Origin of the sequence: Streptomyces aureus (assembly GCF_000725495.1) — a bacterium.
In the GTDB taxonomy this organism is placed as follows: Bacteria; Actinomycetota; Actinomycetes; order Streptomycetales; family Streptomycetaceae; genus Streptomyces; species Streptomyces aureus_B.
The window spans coordinates 1-21481 of sequence record NZ_JNZD01000035.1 but is presented as its reverse complement, the minus strand read 5'-3'; the positions used below and the strand labels follow the sequence as shown (position 1 = coordinate 21481).

At 69.1% G+C, this 21481-nt stretch carries 18 protein-coding genes; 11 read left to right on the top strand and 7 right to left on the bottom strand.

Annotated features, from left to right (window positions below; translation table 11 throughout):
* Positions 1-31: 31 nt before the first annotated feature.
* From IO36_RS45140 to IO36_RS32670, 4 genes are all read left to right on the top strand, one after another.
* Positions 32-1357: an outer membrane protein assembly factor BamB family protein gene (locus tag IO36_RS45140; RefSeq protein WP_280923768.1), complete on the top strand. Its 1326-nt coding sequence runs from the start codon at positions 32-34 to the stop codon at positions 1355-1357.
* Between the two features lie 240 nt (positions 1358-1597).
* Positions 1598-2404: an SCO6745 family protein gene (locus IO36_RS32680; RefSeq protein WP_037625308.1), complete on the top strand. Its 807-nt coding sequence runs from the start codon at positions 1598-1600 to the stop codon at positions 2402-2404.
* Positions 2405-2728: 324 nt separating this feature from the next.
* A complete protein-coding gene (locus IO36_RS32675; protein WP_037625232.1) occupies positions 2729-3316 on the top strand; it encodes an RNA polymerase sigma factor in 588 nt (195 codons plus the stop codon).
* Positions 3313-3939: a hypothetical protein gene (locus IO36_RS32670; protein WP_037625230.1), complete on the top strand. Its 627-nt coding sequence runs from the start codon at positions 3313-3315 to the stop codon at positions 3937-3939. Before IO36_RS32675 ends, IO36_RS32670 begins: the two co-directional genes overlap by 4 nt.
* Before the next feature lie 169 nt (positions 3940-4108).
* Here the strand turns inward: IO36_RS32670 and IO36_RS32665 are convergent, their stop codons facing one another.
* On the bottom strand, positions 4109-5185 hold the full coding sequence (locus tag IO36_RS32665; RefSeq protein ID WP_051901114.1) for an Lrp/AsnC family transcriptional regulator: 1077 nt from the start codon (positions 5183-5185) through the stop codon (positions 4109-4111).
* Between the two features lie 341 nt (positions 5186-5526).
* Here IO36_RS32665 and IO36_RS32660 point away from each other — a divergent pair, with 341 nt between their 5' ends.
* Together IO36_RS32660 and IO36_RS32655 are read left to right on the top strand one after the other, a co-directional pair.
* Positions 5527-6393, top strand: a complete 867-nt coding sequence (locus IO36_RS32660) for an alpha/beta hydrolase (protein WP_078943582.1) — start codon at positions 5527-5529, stop codon at positions 6391-6393.
* A gap of 568 nt (positions 6394-6961) precedes the next feature.
* Entirely contained in the window at positions 6962-7426 is a 465-nt protein-coding gene (locus IO36_RS32655; protein ID WP_158997623.1) for an RICIN domain-containing protein, read from the top strand.
* Between the two features lie 308 nt (positions 7427-7734).
* On the opposite strand, the gene IO36_RS49235 is transcribed toward IO36_RS32655, so the two are convergent.
* The 3 genes from IO36_RS49235 to IO36_RS32635 all read right to left on the bottom strand — a co-directional run bounded on the left by IO36_RS49235 (position 7735) and on the right by IO36_RS32635 (position 11690).
* The gene (locus IO36_RS49235) at positions 7735-9336 is read right to left on the bottom strand and encodes an SAM-dependent methyltransferase (protein WP_342455136.1); all 1602 of its coding nucleotides are present in this window, start codon (positions 9334-9336) and stop codon (positions 7735-7737) included.
* A gap of 349 nt (positions 9337-9685) precedes the next feature.
* Positions 9686-11050 carry an SMI1/KNR4 family protein gene (locus IO36_RS32640; protein WP_037625225.1) on the bottom strand — a complete coding sequence of 455 codons (1365 nt, stop codon included), beginning with the start codon at positions 11048-11050 and terminating at the stop codon, positions 9686-9688.
* 136 nt (positions 11051-11186) lie between these two features.
* Positions 11187-11690, bottom strand: coding sequence for an NUDIX domain-containing protein (locus IO36_RS32635; protein ID WP_425535564.1), 504 nt, complete (start codon positions 11688-11690; stop codon positions 11187-11189).
* A 326-nt stretch (positions 11691-12016) separates the two neighbouring features.
* Here IO36_RS32635 and IO36_RS43435 point away from each other — a divergent pair, with 326 nt between their 5' ends.
* The 3 genes from IO36_RS43435 (at position 12017) to IO36_RS32615 (ending at position 16909) form a co-directional block, all read left to right on the top strand.
* The gene (locus tag IO36_RS43435) at positions 12017-12649 is read left to right on the top strand and encodes a hypothetical protein (RefSeq protein ID WP_158997621.1); all 633 of its coding nucleotides are present in this window, start codon (positions 12017-12019) and stop codon (positions 12647-12649) included.
* A gap of 482 nt (positions 12650-13131) precedes the next feature.
* Positions 13132-13743 (top strand): hypothetical protein, encoded by a 612-nt coding sequence (locus IO36_RS32625; RefSeq protein WP_037625223.1) that lies wholly within the window; start codon positions 13132-13134, stop codon positions 13741-13743.
* A 1303-nt stretch (positions 13744-15046) separates the two neighbouring features.
* The gene (locus IO36_RS32615) at positions 15047-16909 is read left to right on the top strand and encodes an ABC transporter ATP-binding protein (RefSeq protein WP_037625219.1); all 1863 of its coding nucleotides are present in this window, start codon (positions 15047-15049) and stop codon (positions 16907-16909) included.
* A 447-nt stretch (positions 16910-17356) separates the two neighbouring features.
* Here IO36_RS32615 and IO36_RS32610 read toward each other — a convergent pair whose 3' ends face one another.
* Entirely contained in the window at positions 17357-17944 is a 588-nt protein-coding gene (locus tag IO36_RS32610) for a hypothetical protein (RefSeq protein WP_037625217.1), read from the bottom strand.
* 228 nt (positions 17945-18172) lie between these two features.
* The gene (locus tag IO36_RS47150; protein WP_158997619.1) at positions 18173-18694 is read right to left on the bottom strand and encodes a hypothetical protein; all 522 of its coding nucleotides are present in this window, start codon (positions 18692-18694) and stop codon (positions 18173-18175) included.
* 571 nt (positions 18695-19265) lie between these two features.
* Here IO36_RS47150 and IO36_RS32600 point away from each other — a divergent pair.
* On the top strand, positions 19266-20075 hold the full coding sequence (locus IO36_RS32600) for a DUF2785 domain-containing protein (RefSeq protein ID WP_051901111.1): 810 nt from the start codon (positions 19266-19268) through the stop codon (positions 20073-20075).
* Between the two features lie 311 nt (positions 20076-20386).
* Here IO36_RS32600 and IO36_RS32595 read toward each other — a convergent pair whose 3' ends face one another.
* Positions 20387-20998, bottom strand: coding sequence for a hypothetical protein (locus tag IO36_RS32595; RefSeq protein WP_037625215.1), 612 nt, complete (start codon positions 20996-20998; stop codon positions 20387-20389).
* 90 nt (positions 20999-21088) lie between these two features.
* On the opposite strand from IO36_RS32595, the gene IO36_RS32590 reads away from it, so the two are divergent.
* Positions 21089-21481, top strand: a 393-nt coding sequence (locus IO36_RS32590) for a hypothetical protein (RefSeq protein ID WP_037625213.1), incomplete at its 3' end; no start/stop codon positions are given.

Genomic DNA, 21481 nt, shown 5'->3' with positions numbered 1-21481 from the left:
GCGCGGCCGGGGGGCTGTTGTGGCGCAACGGATGAATTTGCTGGGCGAACCAGGGGTGGGGTTGTCGGGGGGACCGGGCACGCCTGTTCCGAACGTTACTCAGGTACGGGCGGTGACCAGCGGTCAGGTGTGGGGCCTTCTCATCGTGTTGCTCCTCCTCACGACGAGCCAGGTGTGGGGGCACGGGCACCAGCCACGGGACGTGGTCACTGGAGCCCACGGCCCCTTTCCCGCCGCGCTGGGCTCCGCGGCCCCGGTCGCGCCTGAACATGTCGTACGAAGGCCTTCGGGATTTGATGAAGCCCTAGTCCACGGACTGTACGTACGGCAGACGGATTCGTCCTCCGGTATGACCGCGGTGAACGTACGGACCGGCAAGGAATACTGGCGCTTCGAGCGCCCGGCCTCCGCGCCCGGTGTGCATACGTTCGACGTGTCGGAACGCACCGTGGTCGTCGCCTTCGGTGACGGAAGGCTCGCCGGCATCGATCTGCGCACGGGCAAGCCGCTGTGGCACGTAGACATCCGGCATGCCAAGGGCTTTCGGACCACGGAGCTTGCCGGCGGCCAGGCCATCACCGAGGCTCCCGGTGCCGTGCGTGCTTTCGCCGAGCGCGACGGCCGGAGTCTGTGGACCGCACGGACGCCCAAGTCCTGCCCCGACGTACTCGTGATCACTGCTGTGTACGCCCTGCCCGGACACCTGACCGTCGTCCCCGTGGCCTGCAACGTGGCCAGCGTCAACAGGGATGCGTACAACCTCCTGCTCGGCATCGACAACCGCACAGGCAAAGTTCTGTGGCAGCAGCGCACCGCGGCCCCAAGGTTGATGGTCAGGGGAGGTGCGCACACGCTCGTCATCCCGGACCCGGAGAACCCGTCGGCGACCCAGGTGCTCGACGTGGACCGCCGAGGGGCCCATGGACGCACTGTCACCAACTCGGATTGGTGGGATGCGGTCGCATCGGGAGGCGGCATCGTACTGTCGGCCATCGACCCCGATGACGGATCCGAGGTGCACGACACTCTCCTACGCGCCTACCGCACCCGCAGCGGACACCTTGCTTGGCAACTGCGGGCGCCGACCGGCCAGGAATACGGGTCCCCCGACATCGCCGACGGCAGGGTGTACGTCGTACGTCAACCGTTTCTCACCGGGCCGGACACAGGCCATCGGATCCGCGCCGACCTGCTCGTACTCGACTTGGATACCGGCCGCCTGCTCCACACCTTGCCTCTGCCGGCCGTCACCGTTCCGGACGACGAAAGGGAACTAGACGTCCGCGACGTCGCCGACGGCGCGGTGAGCATCGGCTGGCGAGACGATGACGGAGGCGTGCTGATCGCCACGGACTGACTTCTCCCTTTCCGTCCAGGGGTGGCGGAGTGTCAACGGCGTGGCAAAGGCGGGCCAAGCATGCGACGGCCGGCACGTATCCGTGGCTGCGATACGAAGGCGCCGATCCGACTTGCGCCGATCCGGTTCTCTCACCGATGAATTTCGTTGTGCCGGGTGGTCCAATCCGACACGACGCAACGAACGGAGAGCCCGATGGGCAAGGCGCACGTGCATCCGACGACTCACATCGCCCGTCGCATGTTCGAGCTCTTGGAGCCGATCTGCCTGGTGACCTACTTGGCCGACGAGTGCAACGAGGAACTGGCCGCACTCGGCCACCGCACCTACTGGGACGGCTACTTCGCCAGCCGCGCCGCACCGCTGGGGCGTGTACCTGCGCAGGTCGTGCACGCCGCGTTCTACAACTTCGCCGACGGGGAAGCCGCACGGCACATCCCCAGTGCGTGGGAGACCATCCCACCGGAAGCTTCCGTCGCGGCGCGGGAGCGGGGCAGCGCGGCCTCGCTGCGGCGGATCCTCGGCGACGAGCTGGCCGGCTCCCCGGGCTTGGCACGTGCCGCCGATCTGACCGCCAAGGCCGCCACGAGCGCCCCCACACAAGGCCGCGTGATGTACGCGGGGATGCGCACCCTGGAGATGCCGAGCGACCCGGTTGCCCGGCTGTGGCACTGCGCGACCATGCTGCGCGAGCACCGCGGTGACGGACACATCGCCGCGCTCGTCGGCGCACGCATCGGCGGCACGGAGGCCCACGTGCTCTCCGCGCTGGAGCAGGGGATCCACCCGCCCGAGTCGTTCGGGCGCATCCATCACCTGCCCACGAAGCGGCTGGCCGCGGTCATGGACGGCTTGCGCGAGCGCGGGCTGGTCGACGGCGAGGGCCGGTTCACCGACGCCGGCCGCGAACTCAAGCGTCGTATCGAGGCCCTGACCGACGACCTCGCCGCCCCACCCTACGAGGCCCTGTCTCCCGCCGAATTCGACGAGCTGGTCGCCGAGCTCGAGCCCATCACCGCAACGCTGGTGGACGCGGGATCGCAGTGACGCGCAGAGAACGGCGGGAGCCCTCCCAGTGGGCGATCAGTGACCCTTAGGGAGGATCTGCTGTCGCCTGACGGCATGGTGATGGGGTCAGGTCGGCAGCCGTGGTGGTCCCCCTTTCCCTCCCGAGCCGGGTGGTGATCGCGCGGGGGTGACTCTCGCTGGGTGCTTCCTCACGGCAGACTCGTGCTCCGTGTCGCGCCTGCCGGCATGATCCGCGCCTGGATCTGTCCTGGGCTGTAAGAGATCCTTCCCGGCCGGACATCTCCTGATGGACAGCCGTTGACAGCCATCGACAGGCGTTGACGGGCGGAACATGGAGGTGCTGTGAGACGACGACGATCAACGGCCGGGGAGTACGGTGACCCGGCCGGACACCGGGCTCTGGAGGCTCTCTACACGGCACACGCCGATCGGGTCCTGGCGTATCTGCTGCACCGTACGGACCGGGAGACGGCACAGGACATCCTGTCGGAGACCTTCGTACTGGCCTGGCGCAAGTCTGGCTCTGTACCTGACGACGCTCTGCCGTGGCTGCTCGCCTCGGCCCGGCGGCTGCTCGCCAACCGCGTGCGCTCCGACCAGCGCCACCGCGCGCTGACCGAGCGTTTAGCGGTGATGGCCGACCGGACCGAGGCCGCGGAGATCGGGGACGCGATAGGGGCGCGGGCCGAGGTGGCCGCCGCGCTGTCGGCGCTTTCCGAGCAGGACCGGGAAGTGCTCGTGCTGAGCGCCTGGTACGGACTGACGGCCAAGCAGGCGGCCCAGGTCATGGACTGCACGGCCACCGCCTTCGCCGTGCGCCTGCACCGGGCGCGCAAGAGGTTCAGGGCGGCGCTGCCCTGTCCAGACCACACGCAGCCGGTCCATGGCGCTCTTGCCCAGGTCCACTTCACCAAAGGGGAGTCAGCATGAAGCAGACCGTCACCCAGCGCGGCCAGGCCTCCGACCTCGACGCCATCCGTTGCCTGCGCCCCACCGACGACGGTACCGACGGCTCTGCCGGATCCTGGGCGGTGTCCGAGGACGGCCAGGCCGTCCTGCGGGAGATCCTGCGGCGTACCGAACAGCCGCCGGGTACGGCCGGTTCCGGCAGGCGGCGGCACCTGTTCATGGTGGGTGCGGTCACGGGCGTCCTCCTCGCCGGCGCCACCACGGCTGCCGTGGCCACGCTCGGGCCGTGGGGCGAGGACGGGACCAATGTCATGTGCGCCCGTACGCTGTCGCCCGAGGCGGACCTGAGCCAACTGCCGCTCAATGCCGTGAAGGACTTCGATCCGCAGGACGCTGCACGTTCCTGCGCGGCGGACTGGGACCGGATGTGGAACCAGCCCGCACAGGGCACAGCGCCAAAGGTTCCCGAGCCGACCCGGTTCGCCGCCTGCTACTTCCCCAACGCCCAGCCCGACAGCGGCAAGTCCTCCGCCACCGACGGCCAAGGGAAGCTCGGCGGGCCGGTGATCTACCCGGCGGACGGCTACCCCACTACGGAGGCAGCCTGCGCAGCCATCGGCTCAAAGCCCGTGGCAGGCGGTTGAGACCGGCTGTTCACGCCAGTCGACATCCAAAGGTGCTCCGGGTTGAGGAGTCTGCCGGACGCCGACCGTGGGGTTGAGCCCCGGCAATTTCGTGAGGCCATGGGTCGGGCAGCTCCCTTCCGCCCCTGCCCTTCGAGGTCAACGTCGACTCGGCTGGTCGAGGAAGTTGTCAGTTCCGGCTCTTCGACACGGCGTTCGCCCGGGCCCGGCCGCCTGGCACTGGCTGGACCGGCGCGGGAGTGCGTTTTGCGGCACGGCTGACGATGGCCGTCTCGACATGGGTGATGCCCAGACCGACCAGGTCTCGGGAGAGGAAGCCGTAGAGGGCCGTCAGGTCCGGGAAGTAGGCGGCCGCGTGCAGGTTCGAGGGCCCCGACGTCGCGAACGCACCGTGCACCGAGGGGTGGTCGGCCAGCGCCTGCCCCGCGGCGGCAAGATGGTCGGGGGCCACCTGCAGCAGCAGTTTGGCCTCGATGGGCAGCCCGAGGCGGCGCGGGTCGACCAGGACCTGGGTGATCAGGCGTCCCTGGGCCGTCAGCTGGGTGAGGCGGCGGCGCACCGTGCTCTCCGGGTGGCCGGTTCGGGCGGCCAGGGCGGCCGCGCTCAGACGCGCGTCGCCGGTGAGGGCGTCGATGAGGGACGTTTCCAGGGCATCGGTGTCGACGCCGTACGGGCCCGGAGAACCGGAGCCGTACGAGCTCGGAGAACCGGAAGCCGCCGCCTCGGGGTCCGGCCGGGACGGGCTGAGCGCCGCGCGTTCGGGCCCGGTCAGAACCTGGTGCTGCCACTCTGAGGTGAGCCGGAAGACGTGCAGGATCGTGGCGCTCTCCAGGGACGTCACCGCCTGGGTGGAGGGCAACTGGCGGAAGACCAACGGGTCACGTGAACCCGGCTCGGTGCGGGCAACCGCGAAGATCTCGTCCCCCGACGTGGTGACGTCGATGAACGGGATGTCCTCGCGCGCCGCGAGCGCGGCCACGATCGTGTCGAGTTTTCCCCGCAGGACCCGGATGCGCAGGAACAGGGCCCCGGCCGATCCGCCGGCCCGCGGTCGCGCGACCGGTGAGACCACCACCCGCACGGTGCCGTCCGCGGCGAGCGCGTGCAGGCGGCGGCGAACGGTGGCAGGGCTGAGCCCCAGCACGTGGGCCGCCCGCTCCGCGGTGAGGCGGCCGTCGCACTGCAGCGCGGCCACCAGCCGCTGATCCGTGAGGCTCAGTACCGAATCCGTCGATGCGTGCGCCATGCAGGACAGTTTCGCTCATTCTGCCGCTGCGCGGAGCGCGTCCAGGGGGCTGTTCCCCAAACATGGAAGGCATCCGCTTCGCCCGGCCTGAGGGGCTGACCCGGGGCTGACCCCAGTTCCTCGGGGCCAGTTCCTCAGGGCCGACGCCGGCTGCTCGGCGCAGGTGGCGTGCGGTGCGGCGATGCCGCAGACCTGCGGTTTTCAGAGCACTTCGAGAACGACGATTCACCACGGAGGTCCATGTGCCCGCGTTCAAGCAACGGGAAAAAGTACGCTTCTCCAGCGGTGACACCTCGTGTGCCGCCTGGCACTATCCGGGGTCGAACGGCGGATGCGTGATCATGGCCGGCGGAACCTCGGTGACGAAGGAGCCGGCCTCGGACCTTTTCGCAGCGCGGTTCAACGCCGCCGGCTTCGCGGTCCTGGCCTTCGACCACCGACGGTTCGGGGAGAGCGGAGGCGTTCCGCGCCAGATCGTCCGCTTCGACGAGCAGGTCGCGGACTGGCATGCCGCGATCGAGTACGCGAGCGGCCTGCCGGACGTCGACCCGGACCGGATCTCGGTGTGGGGCTTCTCCCTCGCAGGCGGCCACGTCTTCCGTGTCGCGGCCGAGCACCCGCAGCTGGCCTGTGCCATCGCGCAGACCCCGCTGGTCGACGGCCCCGCACTCGCTCCCCACGCACTGCGCTCCATGACGCCCCTGGCGGCCCTGCGTCTGTTCGGCCGTGGTGTCGCGGACGCGCTCGGGAGCCGCGTCGGGCGGCCGCCGCTGCTGGTCCCGACAGCAGGACCACGCGGCGCGGTCGCCTCGCTCACGACGCCCGACGCCATGGACGGCGACCGGGCCCTCGATCCCGACGGCCGCCACGCGAACTGGGAGCAGACGGTCGCCGCACGGATCGCCCTGCAGATCGGCACGTACCAGCCTGGCCGCCACGCCTCCCGTATCCGGTGCCCGTTGTTGGTCGTCGTCTGCGACCAGGACCAGAGCGTGCTTCCCGGCCCCGCCGTCCGGGCCGCCCAGAACGCGCCTCAGCACGAAGTGGTTCACCTGACAGGCACTCACTATGCCCCGTTCCTCGAGTCACACGAACAGGCCGTCGCGGCAGAGATCGCTTTCCTGGAGAAGCATTTGGAGTCGACCGGCTCGCGAGGCGATGCCGCTGATGCCACCCGACTGACACCGCGCGACGCGGTCGATCGCTGATGCCTCGGCGGATGAGTATCTGAGCGACTGAGTGCCTGAGCGACATCGCGAGTTCGACCGCATGTCGGTCAGGGCTCGTCCGAGTCCGACGGGAACGGGGATGCGCCCTCACGGCCGGAAGGCCGTGAGGGCGCATCCTGGTGCGGTTACTGCGACGACGTGGCGAACCAGGTGACTGCCGTCCGCGCAGCGTCCCTCCGGACGTCGTGTGTCCCTGGGACGCATCCCGGGATGGGAGGTGCCGCGGGATGCATCTCAGGGATGCCGCGCGGGACAGCCCCCGGCCGGCCCTGTGATCGAGGCGGAAGCCGCCGCCCTTCGTGCCCGCAGCCGTCTTGCTGACCAGCAACAACGCCCCGAAGTACACGACTTATAGCTACTGCCGAATGACGTACTGTCACCATCCCGCCGCGTCCCAGGGGCGACCTCGGCGTCCCATGAGGTGCTCGCCGACGTGGCACCTCGCACTAGGTTCGCCGCAGACCAGGCTGACCGAGCTGCTGCACATTCACGTCCTCAGGACGGGACAGGTGCAGTAGGCAGCAATCACGAGGGAGCAGGAAACACGATGCGTAGCAAGCGAGTAGTCCAGACTTTGATGACGGCGGCCGCGATCCCGGCCATTGTTGTGAGCGTCTCGCCCCAAGCCTTTGCCGGCAGCGGCATCACCTGGACCGATGCCCATACCGGTTACTGCCTCGAATACACGACTGACTTCTTCGGCAACCTCGTCGAGGTCCAGACCAACTCGTGTGGAGGCGGGAACCAGGACTGGGCCGACTACCAGAACAGCGACGGCAGCTGGTTCGAGAAGGCCGGGGGCAAGAACGTCTGCCTGACGATGTACTCGGACCACGACGTGTACCTGGAAGGCTGCAAGGGCAACGACTGGGAGCGCTGGTACGAGGAGCGTCAGTCGAACGGGCACTGGAAGCTGAGGAACAAGGCCACCGGGTGGTACCTCGACAGCAACTCGAACCACCAGGTGTACGGGGAGCCGGCGAACGGCGGCGACTACCAGGAGTGGAAGTAGTCGTCCCCTGATGCGGGCCCGCCTCAGCCCGGCGACCTGCAGTACTTGATGTGCTCCTCGGGGTAGATCCCGAGAAGCACATCACATCCGCCTTGACGCCACCATGTGAGCCTGTGGCGTTGAACCGTCGGACCGGCCGCGGTACGCGGAGCGGAACACGACGCGGCCGGGCCCGGGCTCCTCAGCGGAGCACGAGCCCGGCCTGGTCGCCCGGCGCCCGGTGTGCGGCGCCCGGCGTGCGGCGTGCGGCGTGCGGCGTGCGGCGTGCGGCGTGCGGCGTGCGGCGTGCGGCGTGCGGCGCCGGAGGCTCAGTCCCGGGTGGCCATCACCCTGGTGAGGGTCAGCAACCGCCCCGTGTCAGCGACGATCGGGTCCTCCTGGGCCGGGCCGGACGTCCACTCCGGGTCGGCGAACTCCGCGCAGGTGCGGTTCCACAGCAACCACTCCCGCCAGCCGTCCTCCAGGGCGTCCGCGGTCTCCACGGTGACCACCCCGCTGCGCTCCCAGGTCCGCCGCCACCACTGCGCGGTCCGGAACGTCCAGAAGTCCGCGTCGGCCGCCCATGGCGACAATTGCTCCGGCACCGGCTCGGCGTCGAAGTCGACCCGGGTACCCGGTGCCGCCATCGCGATCTGCCCGCCGGGCCGCACGCACCGTGCCAGCGTCGGCAGGTAGCGGACGTCCGTCCCGAAGTAGTGGTAGGCGTCCACGCTCACGACCACGTCGAAGTACCCGTCGGCGAAGGGCAGTTCATGGGCCTCGACGCGCATCGGCGTCACGGATCCAGCGCCCGTGCCGGCCTCCCGCACGCGCCGCCAGTTCTCCCCCGGCCCGATCCAGAGATCCGCGGCCGTGACGTGCACGCCGAACTCCCGGGCCAGGAACACCGAGGTGAGAGCCGTCCCGCAGCCGAGATCGAGTACCCGCATGCCCGGCTCCAGCCGCATCGCGCCGGTGAGCCATTCCATCAGCCACAGCGGGTGCGGTCCCATCACGTTGGCCATGATCCACGCCGGGTCGTACGCCGCGCTCCGCGGATACTGCGGCAGCGTCAACCGCTGGGCCAGCACGCCGGGTTCGGAGACGGGTGGCTTCCACAGCGAGGTCCGCTCGCCACCGTCCCCTGCTGCTTCCGTCTCCGGCTTCCGTGCAACGATCCGGGCGAACCCCAGCGTTCGTCCAGCGTCCGCCCGCAGCAACGCGGCGACGCCGGCCGAGCCCCGTTCGGGGTCGGCCGCGAGCACCGCTTCCTCCCAGGCGAGCCAGTTCGCAGCGCCGTCCGGCAGGAGGTCCGCACGCTCGACGTCCACCTTCCCCGACGACTCCCACAGCCGACGCCACCATTGCGGGCTGTGCCAGCCGTTGTACTCCCAGTCCCACCACGGTTCGAGGTGCTCGGGCGCTTGTCCGTCCAGTTCCTGCGCGGTACCCGGGGTGACGACGCCGATCTGCCCTCCTGGCCGGACGAACCGCAGCAGGGACTGCAGGAACCAGTGGTCCGTGCCGAAGTACTCGTAGGCATCGACGCAGACCACAGCGTCGAAGTACCCCTCGGCGAATTTCAGGTCGTGCGCGTCGACGCGCAGCGGGACGACGGAGTCCTCGACGCCGGCCGCGCGGATCCGCTCCCAGTTCTCGGACGGGTCGATCCACAGGTCCCCGGCGGTGACGTGGACGCCGTACTCGCGGGCGAGGAAGACGGAGGTCAGGGCGCGCCCACAGCCGAGGTCGAGCACGCGCATGCCCGGCCGGAGATCCATCGCGGCGGTGAGCTCGTCGACGAGCCAGAGGGCGTTGGGCCCCATCTGGTTCTCGAGTACCCAGTCGGCAGGGTAGGTCGCGGCGCGAGGTGCACCGTCGACGGCAATGAGGTGCTGAAACTTTGTCAGGTCGGACGAAGAGTCACTCATGGCGAGAGAAGGGTTCCTTGTCGAGAGATCAAGGACCCGGAGAACTGAACGGACGAAGGGTCGCGGCGTCAGCCCCGGGCCCGGAAGGCGGGGATGGCGGAAGCACTGCACACGGCAGCGCCGAACCCGACGGTCATCAACCCACCTCCTCATGCCTCGAACAGTTCCCAGACCAACGCCGTGCACGGTACCAGACCGCCCGTCATGCGTTAAGCGTTCCCCCTGCCGCTTCGCCTGCGGGCAGCCCGGAGCCTTCCAGGACCCGAAGGACCCGAAAGGACCCGAAGGGCCGGGCCCTCCACCGGCCCGGCGTGGCGGACGGATCGCCATCGTGCAGCGACCCCTGTTGCTAGATCGCTCCCTCCAGCGCCGTGCCGACGATCGGTGGCCGACCGTACAGGGCGAGGATCTCGTTGGCGAGGGCGATGGTGTGCAACGGGTTGTCCTGCTGCCGGTGGGACTCGATGCCTGCGGCGAGAAGCTCGGTGGGCACAGCCCCGGCATCGAGGAGGACGCGCCACTCCGCGGGCGGGAGTTTCAGATACTCAAGGTGGGTGAGTCGGGCGATCTCGCGGGGATCGGCGAGGGTGCCGGGACAGGCGATGAGGGTCCGCAGACGCGGCAGGCCGAAGACGGGGGCGAGGCTGAGAGGCTCTTTCTTCCATACCCCGAGACTGAGGACCTCCAGTCCAGGGTGGGCGGCGGCCTCGACGCCGGGGACGGAGGCGTGATTGACGTGGGCGACGAGTGGCGGCCGTTCGGTTCTCCTGGCCCGCCGACCGTCGAAGTGACGGTGGACGATCATGTCGGTGAGGGAGTCGGCGACCAGCCGGGCACCGATGTTCTCCTCGTGACTGATGATGATCACCTGTCCGACGTGCCCGTCCGGACCCGGTGTGAGGTCGATGGCGATGCGGTCTCCACCGCCGTTGTCACCGAAGACGATCCAGCCCGGCGAGCCGACAAGCCCCTGCACGGCGTCCTCCGGTCCCGTCTCGACCGCGTCCGTGGCGCCGAACTGCCACAGCACACGCCGGGAAGCGGCGTCGGCGACGTAGACCCCGTCGAGAGGAAGAAGCTCGCAGCCGACGGTGTCGTACGGCTCCTGGTGGTCGTCCCAGTCCTCGTACCGGCTCCGGACGACCTGGTACAGGGCCTTCAACTCGGCAGGCAGCGGCACGCCCAGACGCACCTCGACCGCTGCGATCTCATCGTCGGAGGCGCCCACCGCGTTCGGGAGCCGTTCGCGAAGGGTGCGCAGCAGCAGTTCCACATCCGCGGTCGGAGCCGGCACTGCCCCCGGGACCGGCTCGGGCAGACGGCGTACCGGCTCGGGCAGCGCCCCGTCCGCGAGAAGAAGCGTGCCCGGGTGCGCGGTCGCGACACCAGGCTCCACGGAAGAGCCCAGGCTGATCAGATGCAGCCGGACATTTCCGGGAGCAGAAGAGGCTTCCACGACGAAGGGGACACCGTCGCTCCCGTTCTCCTTGAGCGCTTCAACGATCCGGCCCACGGCGTCGAACTGGTCCTGGTTGTCGGACACCAGTGAGGCACGCCCCGGCTGTGGCGGCCGGAAGGGCAGCGGAACACTCCATCCTCCAGGACTGATCTGCCCCGCCACCTGCCCGCCGGGCGCAGTGAGCGTTTCCGCGTGGGCGGCGTACAGCAGGCGCAGCAAAGGTTGCCAGGTGCTGAAGTCATACAGCGTGGACACGAGGAGATCTCCTGAGTATGTGTTCGGCGATTCAATTGATGAGCAGGGGCTGATCACTGGTGGCCTCGTGCTCTCGATGCTTTTCCGAGGCCGGGCGCCACCGCCCAACGAGCCCCAGCCGGAGAAACGGGCAAGATCAGGAGTGCACGGCCCGGAACGTCAGGTACCGGCGGAAGACTTCGTGACTGTCAGGGGTGAAGGGCCATTCCAGCAGTGCCGACCGCAGATCCGGCTCAGTCAGCCAGCCGTGCCAGGCGACCTCTTCGGGGTCGGCGGCCACGGTGTCAGGCACCACGGCTTCGTGCACGCCGAGCCAGTGAGGGCTCAAACCGATGCGGTTGACGAACCTGAACAGCGGGCGTGGCTGCACACGGATGCCCAGCTCCTCGGTCAGTTCCCGCGCGGCGGCCCGTTCATAGGATTCGCCCACACCCACGGCGCCACCGACTACGACCTCGAAGAGCCCAGGAAAGCGCGACAGTTGCTCCGCCCTCCGGTGAACGAGGATTCGCCCGCGCTCATCACGGCACACCGTCACCGCGACCCGGTGGAGCCAACCCTCCTGAACGGCCTGTCGGCGGCTGACCACAACCCCCGACAAGCGATCTTGATCATCGACGTGTTCCACCAGTTCGTCCACGACACACACCCTGGCAGAGCCCACTGACAACGCCGCTTCTCGGAGCACTGTCGAGTCCGCCACCCCAGGAGAACTTGCACCAGGAGACCGGTCGTGGTCCTGGTGACGGCAGTCCCAGTTGCTGCTCGGCGGCCAACGCCTCCCACATCGCGGCGCGTTCGGCCAGGACGGCGCCCAGGGCGAGGGATTCGGGTGTGGTGGCCGTGTTCTCCGGCCGGGCCAGGGGCAGCAGCCCGTGGACCATGCAACCGCTCGCTCCCGACAGGGTCCTTTCGCCACATGGAAACGGGATGACCTGGGGGAACGGACCGTGGCACAGTCACCCCATGTCCATCGACATCGCCTACCCCATCTTCCGTACCCCCGACCTCCCAGCAGCCCTGAGCACGGCCCGCCGACTTATGGAGTTCGGCCGTCACGAGGACTCCCAGGTCGATGTGTTCGCCGAGCTCTGCTCCCTCACCGAGGTGCGCCGGATGGCGAGGGAACTGCCTCAGGGACGGTTCTCGGGGCGGTGGGACGACACAGAGTTCGACGGAGTGCCTCTGCAGAACTGGCCCCCGCTGGTCGCAGGTGTTCTCGGACCCGATCTGCCGGCCGATCCTGCGGCGTACGAAGGGCGGCTGCCGGTGGAGTACGAACTGGGAGACCTGCCGGTGGACAGCATCGAGGACGTCTTCGCGGCGGCCATCGGACCGAACATGGGCTGGATCAACTGGAAGTGGCTGTACTGGCCGGACGTGCCCGAGCGGAACCTCCATGGCGAGTCCACACATGCCGAGGTGACGCTGCTGTTCAACACCCGCTCTCGCGACCTCGACGAGCCCGCCGATGACCACTCCGTCCTCGTCCACGTCCGCAAGATCAGCATCGACAGCCGCCAGATGATGGAGCCGTACGCACACTGGCTCGCCGAGCAAGCAGGTCTCACGATCATCGGCCCCGGCCAGTCGTCCTGAAGCTGACCGAGCGCACTGGGGTTCTGGCGACCCGCACGCGCCGGAAGCCGGGGACCTTCCTACCCCCGGCCCCCCTCGCCGCAGCCCTAACGCTCTCCGTCCGGCCGGCACTGCGCACGGTAGCGGCAGCCACTGACTCGTCTGGGCGCCCAGACGCCCTGTACGGCGTACGGTACGGAGCTGCGGGCGCGGCTCCGTACCGTCCTCGAAGCAGGCGCCGCCGCCGACAACCGACCTCCTGATCGAATCGCCTGGTCAAGGCCGTACTCTGCCTCTCCACACACATGATCCGGGAGTGGGCAGTGAACAACGCCGTTTATCGAAGATGCGCAGCCGGTGCTGCGGCCCTGGCTCTGGTTCTCGGAGCGACGGGGTGCGGTGCCAACGACTCCTCCGCGGCACACGCGCCGGCCGGCGGAAGCGGCAAGCAAGCGGACGGTTCCGGGGCCTCGAAGACGAAGAAGTCGACCGCCCGTGTTCCGGTGCTGGTTCAGGACCGGCTGGAAGAGGTGGTCCTCGATGAGCGCGACCTTCCCGGGGTCAGCGTCAACACGATCGGGGTGGGCACGGACGGTGTGGGCGACGGTGTCGTCTCCGCCATCCCTCACAGTGCCACGCATCCCTCGGCGTGCGGACCGGTCGCCAGCGCTCTTGCCGGAAGCAGCCGGTTCACTCCGGTCGCGAGCGTGATGCGCATGGCCCAGGGCGCGAGCGGCCTGGCCACGTTCTACCTGGTCTCCTACCGGTACGAAGACGCGGTCCGGGTCGTCGACGAACTCCGCACGTCCCTGCGGACCTGCAAGGCCTTCACCTCGTCAACGCTCACCGGAGGTGCAGAGAAGGTTTCGCCCACCGGCGGCCCGGCTACGGGGGACGAGGGTGTGTCCTTCCGCATCACCGGATTGATGAAGACGCCGGGTAAGGACCCGATCCAGATCCCCGAGAGTGTCGTCGTCATCCGCTCGGGCTCCACGGTCGCCATCTTCAACGCCATGGAAACCATTCCTCGCGCCGACATCTATCCGAAGGTGCCCGCCGACATCGTTGCGGCCCAGGTGAAGGTACTGAGCGCGGGAGCACACTCCACCCGCTAGCCCGGGCCCCCTAGCCACTCTGGCAGGAGCCGTGCTAGACCCCCGCCTGCGCTCGTCCCCGACCAGGTTCAGATCTGCGACCGCACCACGCTGCCGATCTCGCTCGCCATTTCCGGAACGAACTGGCACGACAGCCAGGGCCTGGAGCCCTTGGTGCTCGGCCTCTCCCCCCATCCGATCCTGCCGAGGGCCACGTCGGCGTCGACCGGACAAGCTCCACGGAGACATGGGCTACGACTATGGCCACCTGAGGCAATGGCTGTGGTCACGTGGGCATCGTCCCCCGCATCGCCCGCCGTGGAGTCGAGTTCTCCCAACCTCTGGGCCGCCGCCGCTGGGTCAGCGAACGCACGATGTCCTGGCTCGCCGGGTGCCGCCGCCTGGGCCGCGTCAGCACGCCCTGCCGGTCAGTATGAGACCGGGCCAACGCTGCGGACCCACACGCGAAAGGGTGCGGCCTCCGGCTCGGAAGCAGGCTGCTCCGACTGGCCCTCCTCGGCCTCGAGGTCCGACCAGGCGACCAAACCCGGCGCCAAGTCGCTCAGGAAACCCTCGACCAGCGCCAAGAGAAGCGACGTCCACGTCGGCGCGCGGGGCAGCAGGGCTCCGGGCTGTCTCACGCCACAACCGAACTGCATTGGCCGCCGAATGCCCCCAGCGGCCAACGGTCTCAGCACGCCCCCGAACACCACGAGGCCGTGCACGAGATCACCGACCCCTGAGCGACTCATGGATCCGACGCGCGAGGCCAGGGACATACCGGGCCCTACAGCGAACATCATCTGCCACATGTGTATCAACTGCGGCGTTTCGGCCACTCCCCCTCGAGGAGAAACCCGCGCATCTCAAGGGTGCATGCCCTCTGCACGAGACCTTTCCTCACTCCCGCACGGAAGCTGCTTCGTCTCAAACACGTGTGTTCGATCCGGCCTGCTCGGTCGTTGAGCCCGGCACCATCACAGGACCGCAACCCACCGCCCGTGCCTGGCCAGTTGGCGACGACGCCTCCTCGCCCTTCACCGCCCCCGCAGACAAGGAATGTCATGAATCCGATCCCCGCTCCCGTGCCCCAGCGCTCCGGAAACGGACACCGGTCCCCCGCGCCGATGTCGCGTACCGGCCTCCGGGCCTCATCACGCCCGGATATGGGGTGGGCGGCATGAGTGAGCCCACCGATGCATCAGCGGACGGCGTTCCGGGACCGCGCACCACCCCCGCAACGCCCGCCGACTCCCCTACCGCTCCGTCCGAGTCCACCCCCTCCGAGACCGCCCTCGCGCCCCCGGCCGTCCCCGAGCCTCGGATGCGGTACGTCGACCTGACCGGCAGCCGTGAGGCAGCCGGCCGCTCGATCCGGATGCGCGACATGGCTCGCCGCCTGCCGCAACTGGTGCGCCGTTCGCTGGCCCTGGCCTGGCGCGTCGACCGGCGCGCGACCATCGGCCTTCTGCTGTGCCAGACCGTCACCGGTGTCGTACAGGCCCTGGGCCTGGTCGCCATCGCCGGTACCCTCACCGCGCTGCTTCGCGACGGGGACGTCTACCATCGGCTCCTTCAGGCGTGGCCCTCGGTCGCTCTGCTCGCCGGTGCTGCCGGCGTGCGCGCACTGCTCGGGATCACCGTCAACTGGCTGTCCACCCGGCTCGGTCCGCTGATGTCACGTGAGGCCGAGCAGATGCTGCTGACCGGCTGCGCCGAGGTCGAGCTGTGCGCGTACGACGATCCCGACTTCAACCGTGACCGGGAGGCCGCCGACCGCGGCGCCCAGGTCACCGGCGACCTGATCAACGAGGGCCAGGACCTCATCGCCTCGGCCGCCAGTTTCCTCGCCGGGGCCGTCGTCCTGACCGGCGTGCACTGGGTCCTGCTCCCGCTCCTCGTCGCAGCCAGCCTGCCGCAGGCCGTGGCCCAGGTCAGCGCCGCGCGTGTCCGCTATCTGGCGAACCTGCGCAGCAATGGCGACAACCGGATGCTGTCCGTGCTCCGCTGGCACATCTACACCAAGGACGCCGCCGACCAGATCCGCGCCGGCACGATGGCCGACTTCCTGTCCGGCCGGTACCGGGACACCGTCGCCCGGATCAATCGCGAAGACCGGGCCGCGGCCGACCAGGGCGCCCGTATGTCCTTGGTCGGCGCGGTGTGCGGAGGGCTGGGGTCGGCAGTGGTGTGGGCGGCGGTCGTATGGCTGCTCGCGACCGGTCGCATCACCGTCGGACATGCCGGCACGGCCGTCTTCGCCCTGCAGACCGTCGGCATGTCCGTCCGCGGCTTGGTGGCCGTCGGCGCACGCGCCGTACGGACCGGCCTGTACATGGACGACTGGAGCGGCTTCCTGGACAAGGCCGGCGGCTTCCGCATGCGCCGGGGCCCACACCGTCCCGAGCCGCCGGAAAGGATCGAGGTCAAGTCGGTCACCCACCGCTACGCGGGCAAGGACCGCGACGCCTTGTCCGACGTCTCCCTCACCTTGCGCCGGGGTGAGGTCACGGCGCTGGTGGGCTTCAACGGCTCGGGCAAGTCGACGCTGTCGAAGCTGGTCAGCGGGCTCTACCTACCCACGGGCGGGCAGGTTCTGTGGGACGGCCTCCCCACCGGCGACTGCGATCCGCAAGCCCTGTGGCAGCAGGTCGCCCTCGTTCCGCAGGACTACGCCCATTGGCCCCTGACCGTGCGCGAGAACGTGACCCAGGGGCAGCCCAACGCGCGCGGCGACACGGCGGTCCACGAGGCATGCGAGGCGGCCGACGCCAACGAGGTCGTCGACAAGCTCGGCTCCGGCCTGGACACCCTGCTGGCCCGCGAGTGGCTCAATGGAGAGGAGCTCAGCGGCGGCCAGTGGCAGCGCATCGCACTGGCGAGGGCGTTCTTCCGCCAGGCCGGTCTGCTGGTCCTCGACGAGCCGACGGCGAACCTCGATCCCCGCGCCGAGTACCGCATCTTCCAGCGGCTGCGCGCCCTCGCCCAGGACCGGACGGTACTGCTGGTGACCCACCGCATCACCAACGTCGCCATCGCCGACCGCATCGTGGTCCTCGACGAAGGCAAGATCGTCCAGGAGGGCACCTACGCCCAGCTCTCCCAACAGCCCGGCCTCTTCCAGCAGTTGCTGTCGTACCAGATCACATCCGAGCCCGACGGTGACAAACACGAGGCCCCCGCATGAGCCACCCGGCGCCACCTCAGCGCCGGCCACCACCTGGACGACGACGTCGACGCCGTCGACGCCGTCGCCGACATCGCCGAAGCAACGGGCGGTTCCTGCTCGCGTGAGTTGTGCCTCGGAGCCCAGGCCCCTGCCTCGCTCCAACCCCGCCTCTGAGAGTCGACGCCAGTGGTTCCGAACGGTGGACCGCCGATCGACGACCGGGCCGCCGTGGGCGATCACCGTGGACGGGCCCGGCCCGCCCTCCCAAGAGGTCCACGCGGGCGAGCCCGACCGTGCCGCTACCGACCCCAACTCGGTCGGCGGCACCCCGGAGTTGCCCTCCGAGCTTCCACAGCGGCCCCCCACGGCCGCACCACGCGAGTAGCCCGGCCTACGCCGACGAAACACCGGCCCACGGCAATGGCCGGAAGCGACCGTAGGGTGCCCCCCTCTCGGTCCTCAGGGTCAGCAGTACGCCATCGGGCAGCCCCGCCGTATGGAGTGCTCGGCAGCGCGCAGGAACAGCGCGACGTAGAACGCCGTGTCCAGGTCGTCGCTCCACGGCCCAGGGCGCGCGGTGGCCAGTTCCTTCGCCGCTCCGTCCCTGAACCAGGTGGTCAGGTCGAGGTTGTCGCACATCTGCGGCGTCTCGGGCGGGAGCTCGACGGCCGCCGCCAGTCTTTGCGCCATCGGCAGCAACTGAGGAGCACCCACGACGACCGTTGAGTCCGAGTAGCCGGACTCGACCGGCAGGGTGATCGTCCCGTCGAGCGAGAACGGCACCAGGAGCGTCCAGCCGCAGACGGTCTCCGCGTCCTCGCGCGACAGGTGCGCCTGGCACAGGTCCCAGAAACCGTCCATCGAGGGGATCAGCTTCTCCTCGAAGGTCTGCCCCGAACCTCGGACGAAGTCGGCCTCCCCGGGGACTGACTCGTAGGGCGGCAGCCCCCGTAGCCGCAGTTCCCCGTTCAACGCGGTGGCGACATCCCCCCACCCGTCCTCGTCCTCGGTGAACCAGTCCTCCGCGCACACACTCACCAGATACATCCCCATGACCGCAACGTACAGCGCAGCACTGACACTCCGGCTCGGTGGTCGGCGGCGCGGGTGCTCGCCGGGCACGGAGATGATGACTCGCCTGGGCTCATGACCAGCCGGCCTGCCAGGGACGCTGCACGGGCCCGGCCCCCCATTCCGTGACAGTCGGTCGGCCGGAGGCCGGCGGGCTGGTCGTCGCGGGGCGCCCGGGCTGTCGTCGGCCGGCGTGGGCGCCGGAGGCCGTCAATGTACGGCGGTGGCCCGGGGACTGACCTCACAGCGAGAGATCTCGTCGATGGGGCCCAAGCTGGCCGCGGCCACCCGGACTCGCTCTCTGCCCTTCGCGGCCACCAGCACTTGCTCGTAGGTCTCGCCCATGGTGAAGCCGTGCGCGTCCTTGTAGTGGATCTTCAAGCCGAAGGTGCCCTCGCGCCCGTTCGGATTCCTGACGACGGCCGTCGTGTAGGGGTCGTCGGCATCCGCGCAGTGTACGAGCACGGCGGTACCGTCCTTCAACGGGCGGGTGACGGACGGGGACGGCGTGGGAGTGGAACGCTCGGTCGGCAGCGCAGGCCGAGCGTCGGCGTTCTCACCGGTAGGCGACCCGGAGTCGGCGCGGCGGGCGCCGACCGTGCTGCCGGAGCCCGCCGTTGACGCGGAGTGCGGAGACGACTTGGCGTTGCCCGGCTTCGTAGTACCGCATCCGGACATCGCTATGACTGCCGCCAACACCACGCCGACGGTCAGGTGTACCCGCTTGATCACGTCACTCTTTCGAAGATCGGAGCCGCAGGATCGATCTCCGGACGGCCGCGCTGGTCAGCGCGTGGAGAGGCTACCAGCGGACGGAGATCGGGAACCGGGCCACGTGATCATGATGTCTCGAGCGAACCCTGGACTCGCTGCAGCCTTCCCGCGCAGAAGAGAGCGGAGCCGTTCCAGAACCCCAGCGCTCCGATCCCCCCGATCTGGGATGACAATCAAGGCCGGGGACCAGCGTGCCCCGTGCTGGTCCCCGGCATCACAACAGGGGTGTGGTGGAACTGGTTCCACGAGCCCTACGTCCCGGCCGACACACCCAAGGTCGACGTGACGGTGCGCGCGGAACGGTGCGTGTATCCCGACGTACGGGAGAGGAAAGAGGACGTTGACACTCTCGTGCGGGTGTGAAACGTGAGGTAGTCGGCCTCGCACTCGGGGTAACCTCCGCAACGAGGTCGCCCCGGGCATCTCGGTTCCCACTCATTCGCCAAGGCCCGATCCCGTGCATCGCCACCTGCTCCGTCCCGTAGCTGTTCCTCCGCGGCGAAGCTGTGACTAGGGTGTCACGATGCCTATGCATCACTTCACCTGGTCGTCCATCGCCGCCGCGGGCTTCCCCTTTCCTGAAGGCGTTCCGGCATCCCTGGTCAGCGATGAGCTGTCGGCCATGCTGGTCTCCCCCGACCCCAAGGTCCGCGATGATCAGGCATACACCGCCGCGGCACGTTGGATAGGTGACGGCCGGCTCGATGAGGTCCTGGAGGACCTCGGCGACACAGCCGCGGATCGGTTTACCCACCCCGAGATCCAGGCGAGGACGTTCGCACCGCTCGTCCTGCGATGCGTGCTGGCGCGCGCGGTGGCCGAGCCCGGCACCGTTCCGAAGGCCGCCGCGGAGCGTTGGTACGTCCCGTTCACCGCCTGGTACACGAGCGAGCACGACACCCGTGGTTGGGACGACTCGCTGGGCTGGTTGCACGCCGTCGCCCATGGCGCCGACGCGGCCGCGGCGTTCGCGCAAGCCCTGCCGGATCGTCGCGCGGAGTTGCTGGAGCTGTGTGCCCGCCGAATGACGGCTGCGACCGACTACCGATACGTCCAGCTGGAGGATGCCCGTCTGGCCCGTGCCATCGGCCGCATCCTCCTCATTCCCGGCCTGTCAGCCGAGCAGGCCACAGGGTGGCTGACCGTGGTCGCAAAGGCGCTGGAGGCCGGCGGTCACGGCCCGGTGCCGCCGTGGGCGTTCAACACGTTCGCGACCCTGCAGTCGCTTCATCTGCACCTGACCCGCGGCCTGGTCGAGGGAGGCGTTCCTCCCCACGCTGCTGCCGCTGCCGCGGAAGTGGCCGCAGTCCTACGGCTGCCCTATCACTGGCTCGCATGACAGGGGCCGCATAAAGCAAACCGTCATGAGAGCCCTGTCCCCAGTCCGATTCCCAGCCGTCGGCATCCCAGAGCAACACCGGGTGGTCGGCCGCTCTCAGCGGCCTTCGAGACGTTTCCCGCCGTGCAGCCGCAGGCAACTTCGCTGGACGCCTCGCAATCACGCGGGTCGTTGCCCTGCACGCCCAGCGGAGCGAGGGGCGCGCGGTGGTGCCGTGCAGCCGCCGTCCCGGAGCCGGATCGCGGGTGGGAGGTGCCGGATTGGCTGCAGTGTTGTGGGCGCTGCCCTCGTACGCCACGGAACCCAAGGATTCAGCCCGGCGGTGTGGGCCGGTCCAGAGCCTCACGTCCGGCGCGGGTGAAGAGCCGCAGCACGCGCTGCGCGTCGTCGAAGCGCAGCGTGATCTGCTCGCCCATGTCCACGACGTCAGCGCTGTTCAGGGGCCCTGCCACGGCCCTGGCCTCATGCTCCTCAGCACAGTTCATCAGGTCCCGGAGACTGGCTATGCAGTCACCCGCCCGTGCGGCCACCTCGTCGGGGCCCTGCAACTCGACCGCGTACGACGTCTGCAGTGCCTCCCGATACGCCAATCTGCCGCGCAGACGCATCTCCTCCCACTGCGCGGCCTCCGGAACACCGGGCAGGCTGCATCGGTGATAGTCGAGAGCAGCGATCCGCGCTGTCTGGGACCTCACGGCGAACTCCTCGTAGATCGCCTTCCGGTGCTCTCGACGCCATCGATGGTGCTCCAGGCGGAGATCGAGTTCCTGAAGCCTTTCCCGATGACGTGACTGGCGTTCCTCCTGTTGTTCCAGAGCCCGTTGCTTGGCGCGCTCCGACCGCAGCGCCAGGAAACCCGTCAGACCACTGCCGATCAGGGTTCCGAACATTCCCATGAACGAGAGGAGCAGAGAACCGGCCACACATACTGTCTGCGCAGACTGGGGCTCGATTACTCGTCGGGCGCTCCGAGACATGTCCGCCCGCCCACCGGGTTTCAGGACCGGGCGCATGTGGCCGGCCAGACGACCACCGACAACCAAGGCAACTACACCCTGCACATCCCCTCCTCGGGCGGCGGCGCCCCGAGCGGCGAACTCATCGCAGGCACGGGCGACATGCCCTTCCAGCTGACCGCCACCCAACCCTTCAGCCTGCACGTCGCCTACACCACGCACACCGGGCTGAGCGCATCACTCGACGACGACGGAGCCCTGCGAACTCACGGCTACGTCTCCTACGAAAACACCCGCGCCCACTGGCCCGCCCACCCCACCGTCACCCTGCAGTACTCCAAGGACGGCAAAAGCGGCTGGAAGGACGCCGCCACCGTTCCCGTCCCGATCCACCACAACAAACCCCTGTTCGACGAGACGTTCACCCGCACCCTCACCAAACCGGACACC

What these genes read in the sequence shown, in the direction of transcription:
- IO36_RS45140 (WP_280923768.1), top strand. Translation starts at nt 32, where the DNA reads ATGAATTTGCTGGGCGAACCAGGGGTGGGGTTGTCGGGGGGACCGGGC.
- IO36_RS32680 (WP_037625308.1), top strand. Translation starts at nt 1,598, where the DNA reads ATGTTCGAGCTCTTGGAGCCGATCTGCCTGGTGACCTACTTGGCCGAC.
- IO36_RS32670 (WP_037625230.1), top strand. Translation starts at nt 3,313, where the DNA reads ATGAAGCAGACCGTCACCCAGCGCGGCCAGGCCTCCGACCTCGACGCC.
- IO36_RS32665 (WP_051901114.1), bottom strand. Translation starts at nt 5,185, where the DNA reads ATGGCGCACGCATCGACGGATTCGGTACTGAGCCTCACGGATCAGCGG.
- IO36_RS32660 (WP_078943582.1), top strand. Translation starts at nt 5,527, where the DNA reads ATGGCCGGCGGAACCTCGGTGACGAAGGAGCCGGCCTCGGACCTTTTC.
- IO36_RS32655 (WP_158997623.1), top strand. Translation starts at nt 6,962, where the DNA reads ATGCGTAGCAAGCGAGTAGTCCAGACTTTGATGACGGCGGCCGCGATC.
- IO36_RS49235 (WP_342455136.1), bottom strand. Translation starts at nt 9,336, where the DNA reads ATGAGTGACTCTTCGTCCGACCTGACAAAGTTTCAGCACCTCATTGCC.
- IO36_RS43435 (WP_158997621.1), top strand. Translation starts at nt 12,017, where the DNA reads ATGTCCATCGACATCGCCTACCCCATCTTCCGTACCCCCGACCTCCCA.
- IO36_RS32615 (WP_037625219.1), top strand. Translation starts at nt 15,047, where the DNA reads ATGCGGTACGTCGACCTGACCGGCAGCCGTGAGGCAGCCGGCCGCTCG.
- IO36_RS32610 (WP_037625217.1), bottom strand. Translation starts at nt 17,944, where the DNA reads ATGGGGATGTATCTGGTGAGTGTGTGCGCGGAGGACTGGTTCACCGAG.
- IO36_RS32600 (WP_051901111.1), top strand. Translation starts at nt 19,266, where the DNA reads ATGCATCACTTCACCTGGTCGTCCATCGCCGCCGCGGGCTTCCCCTTT.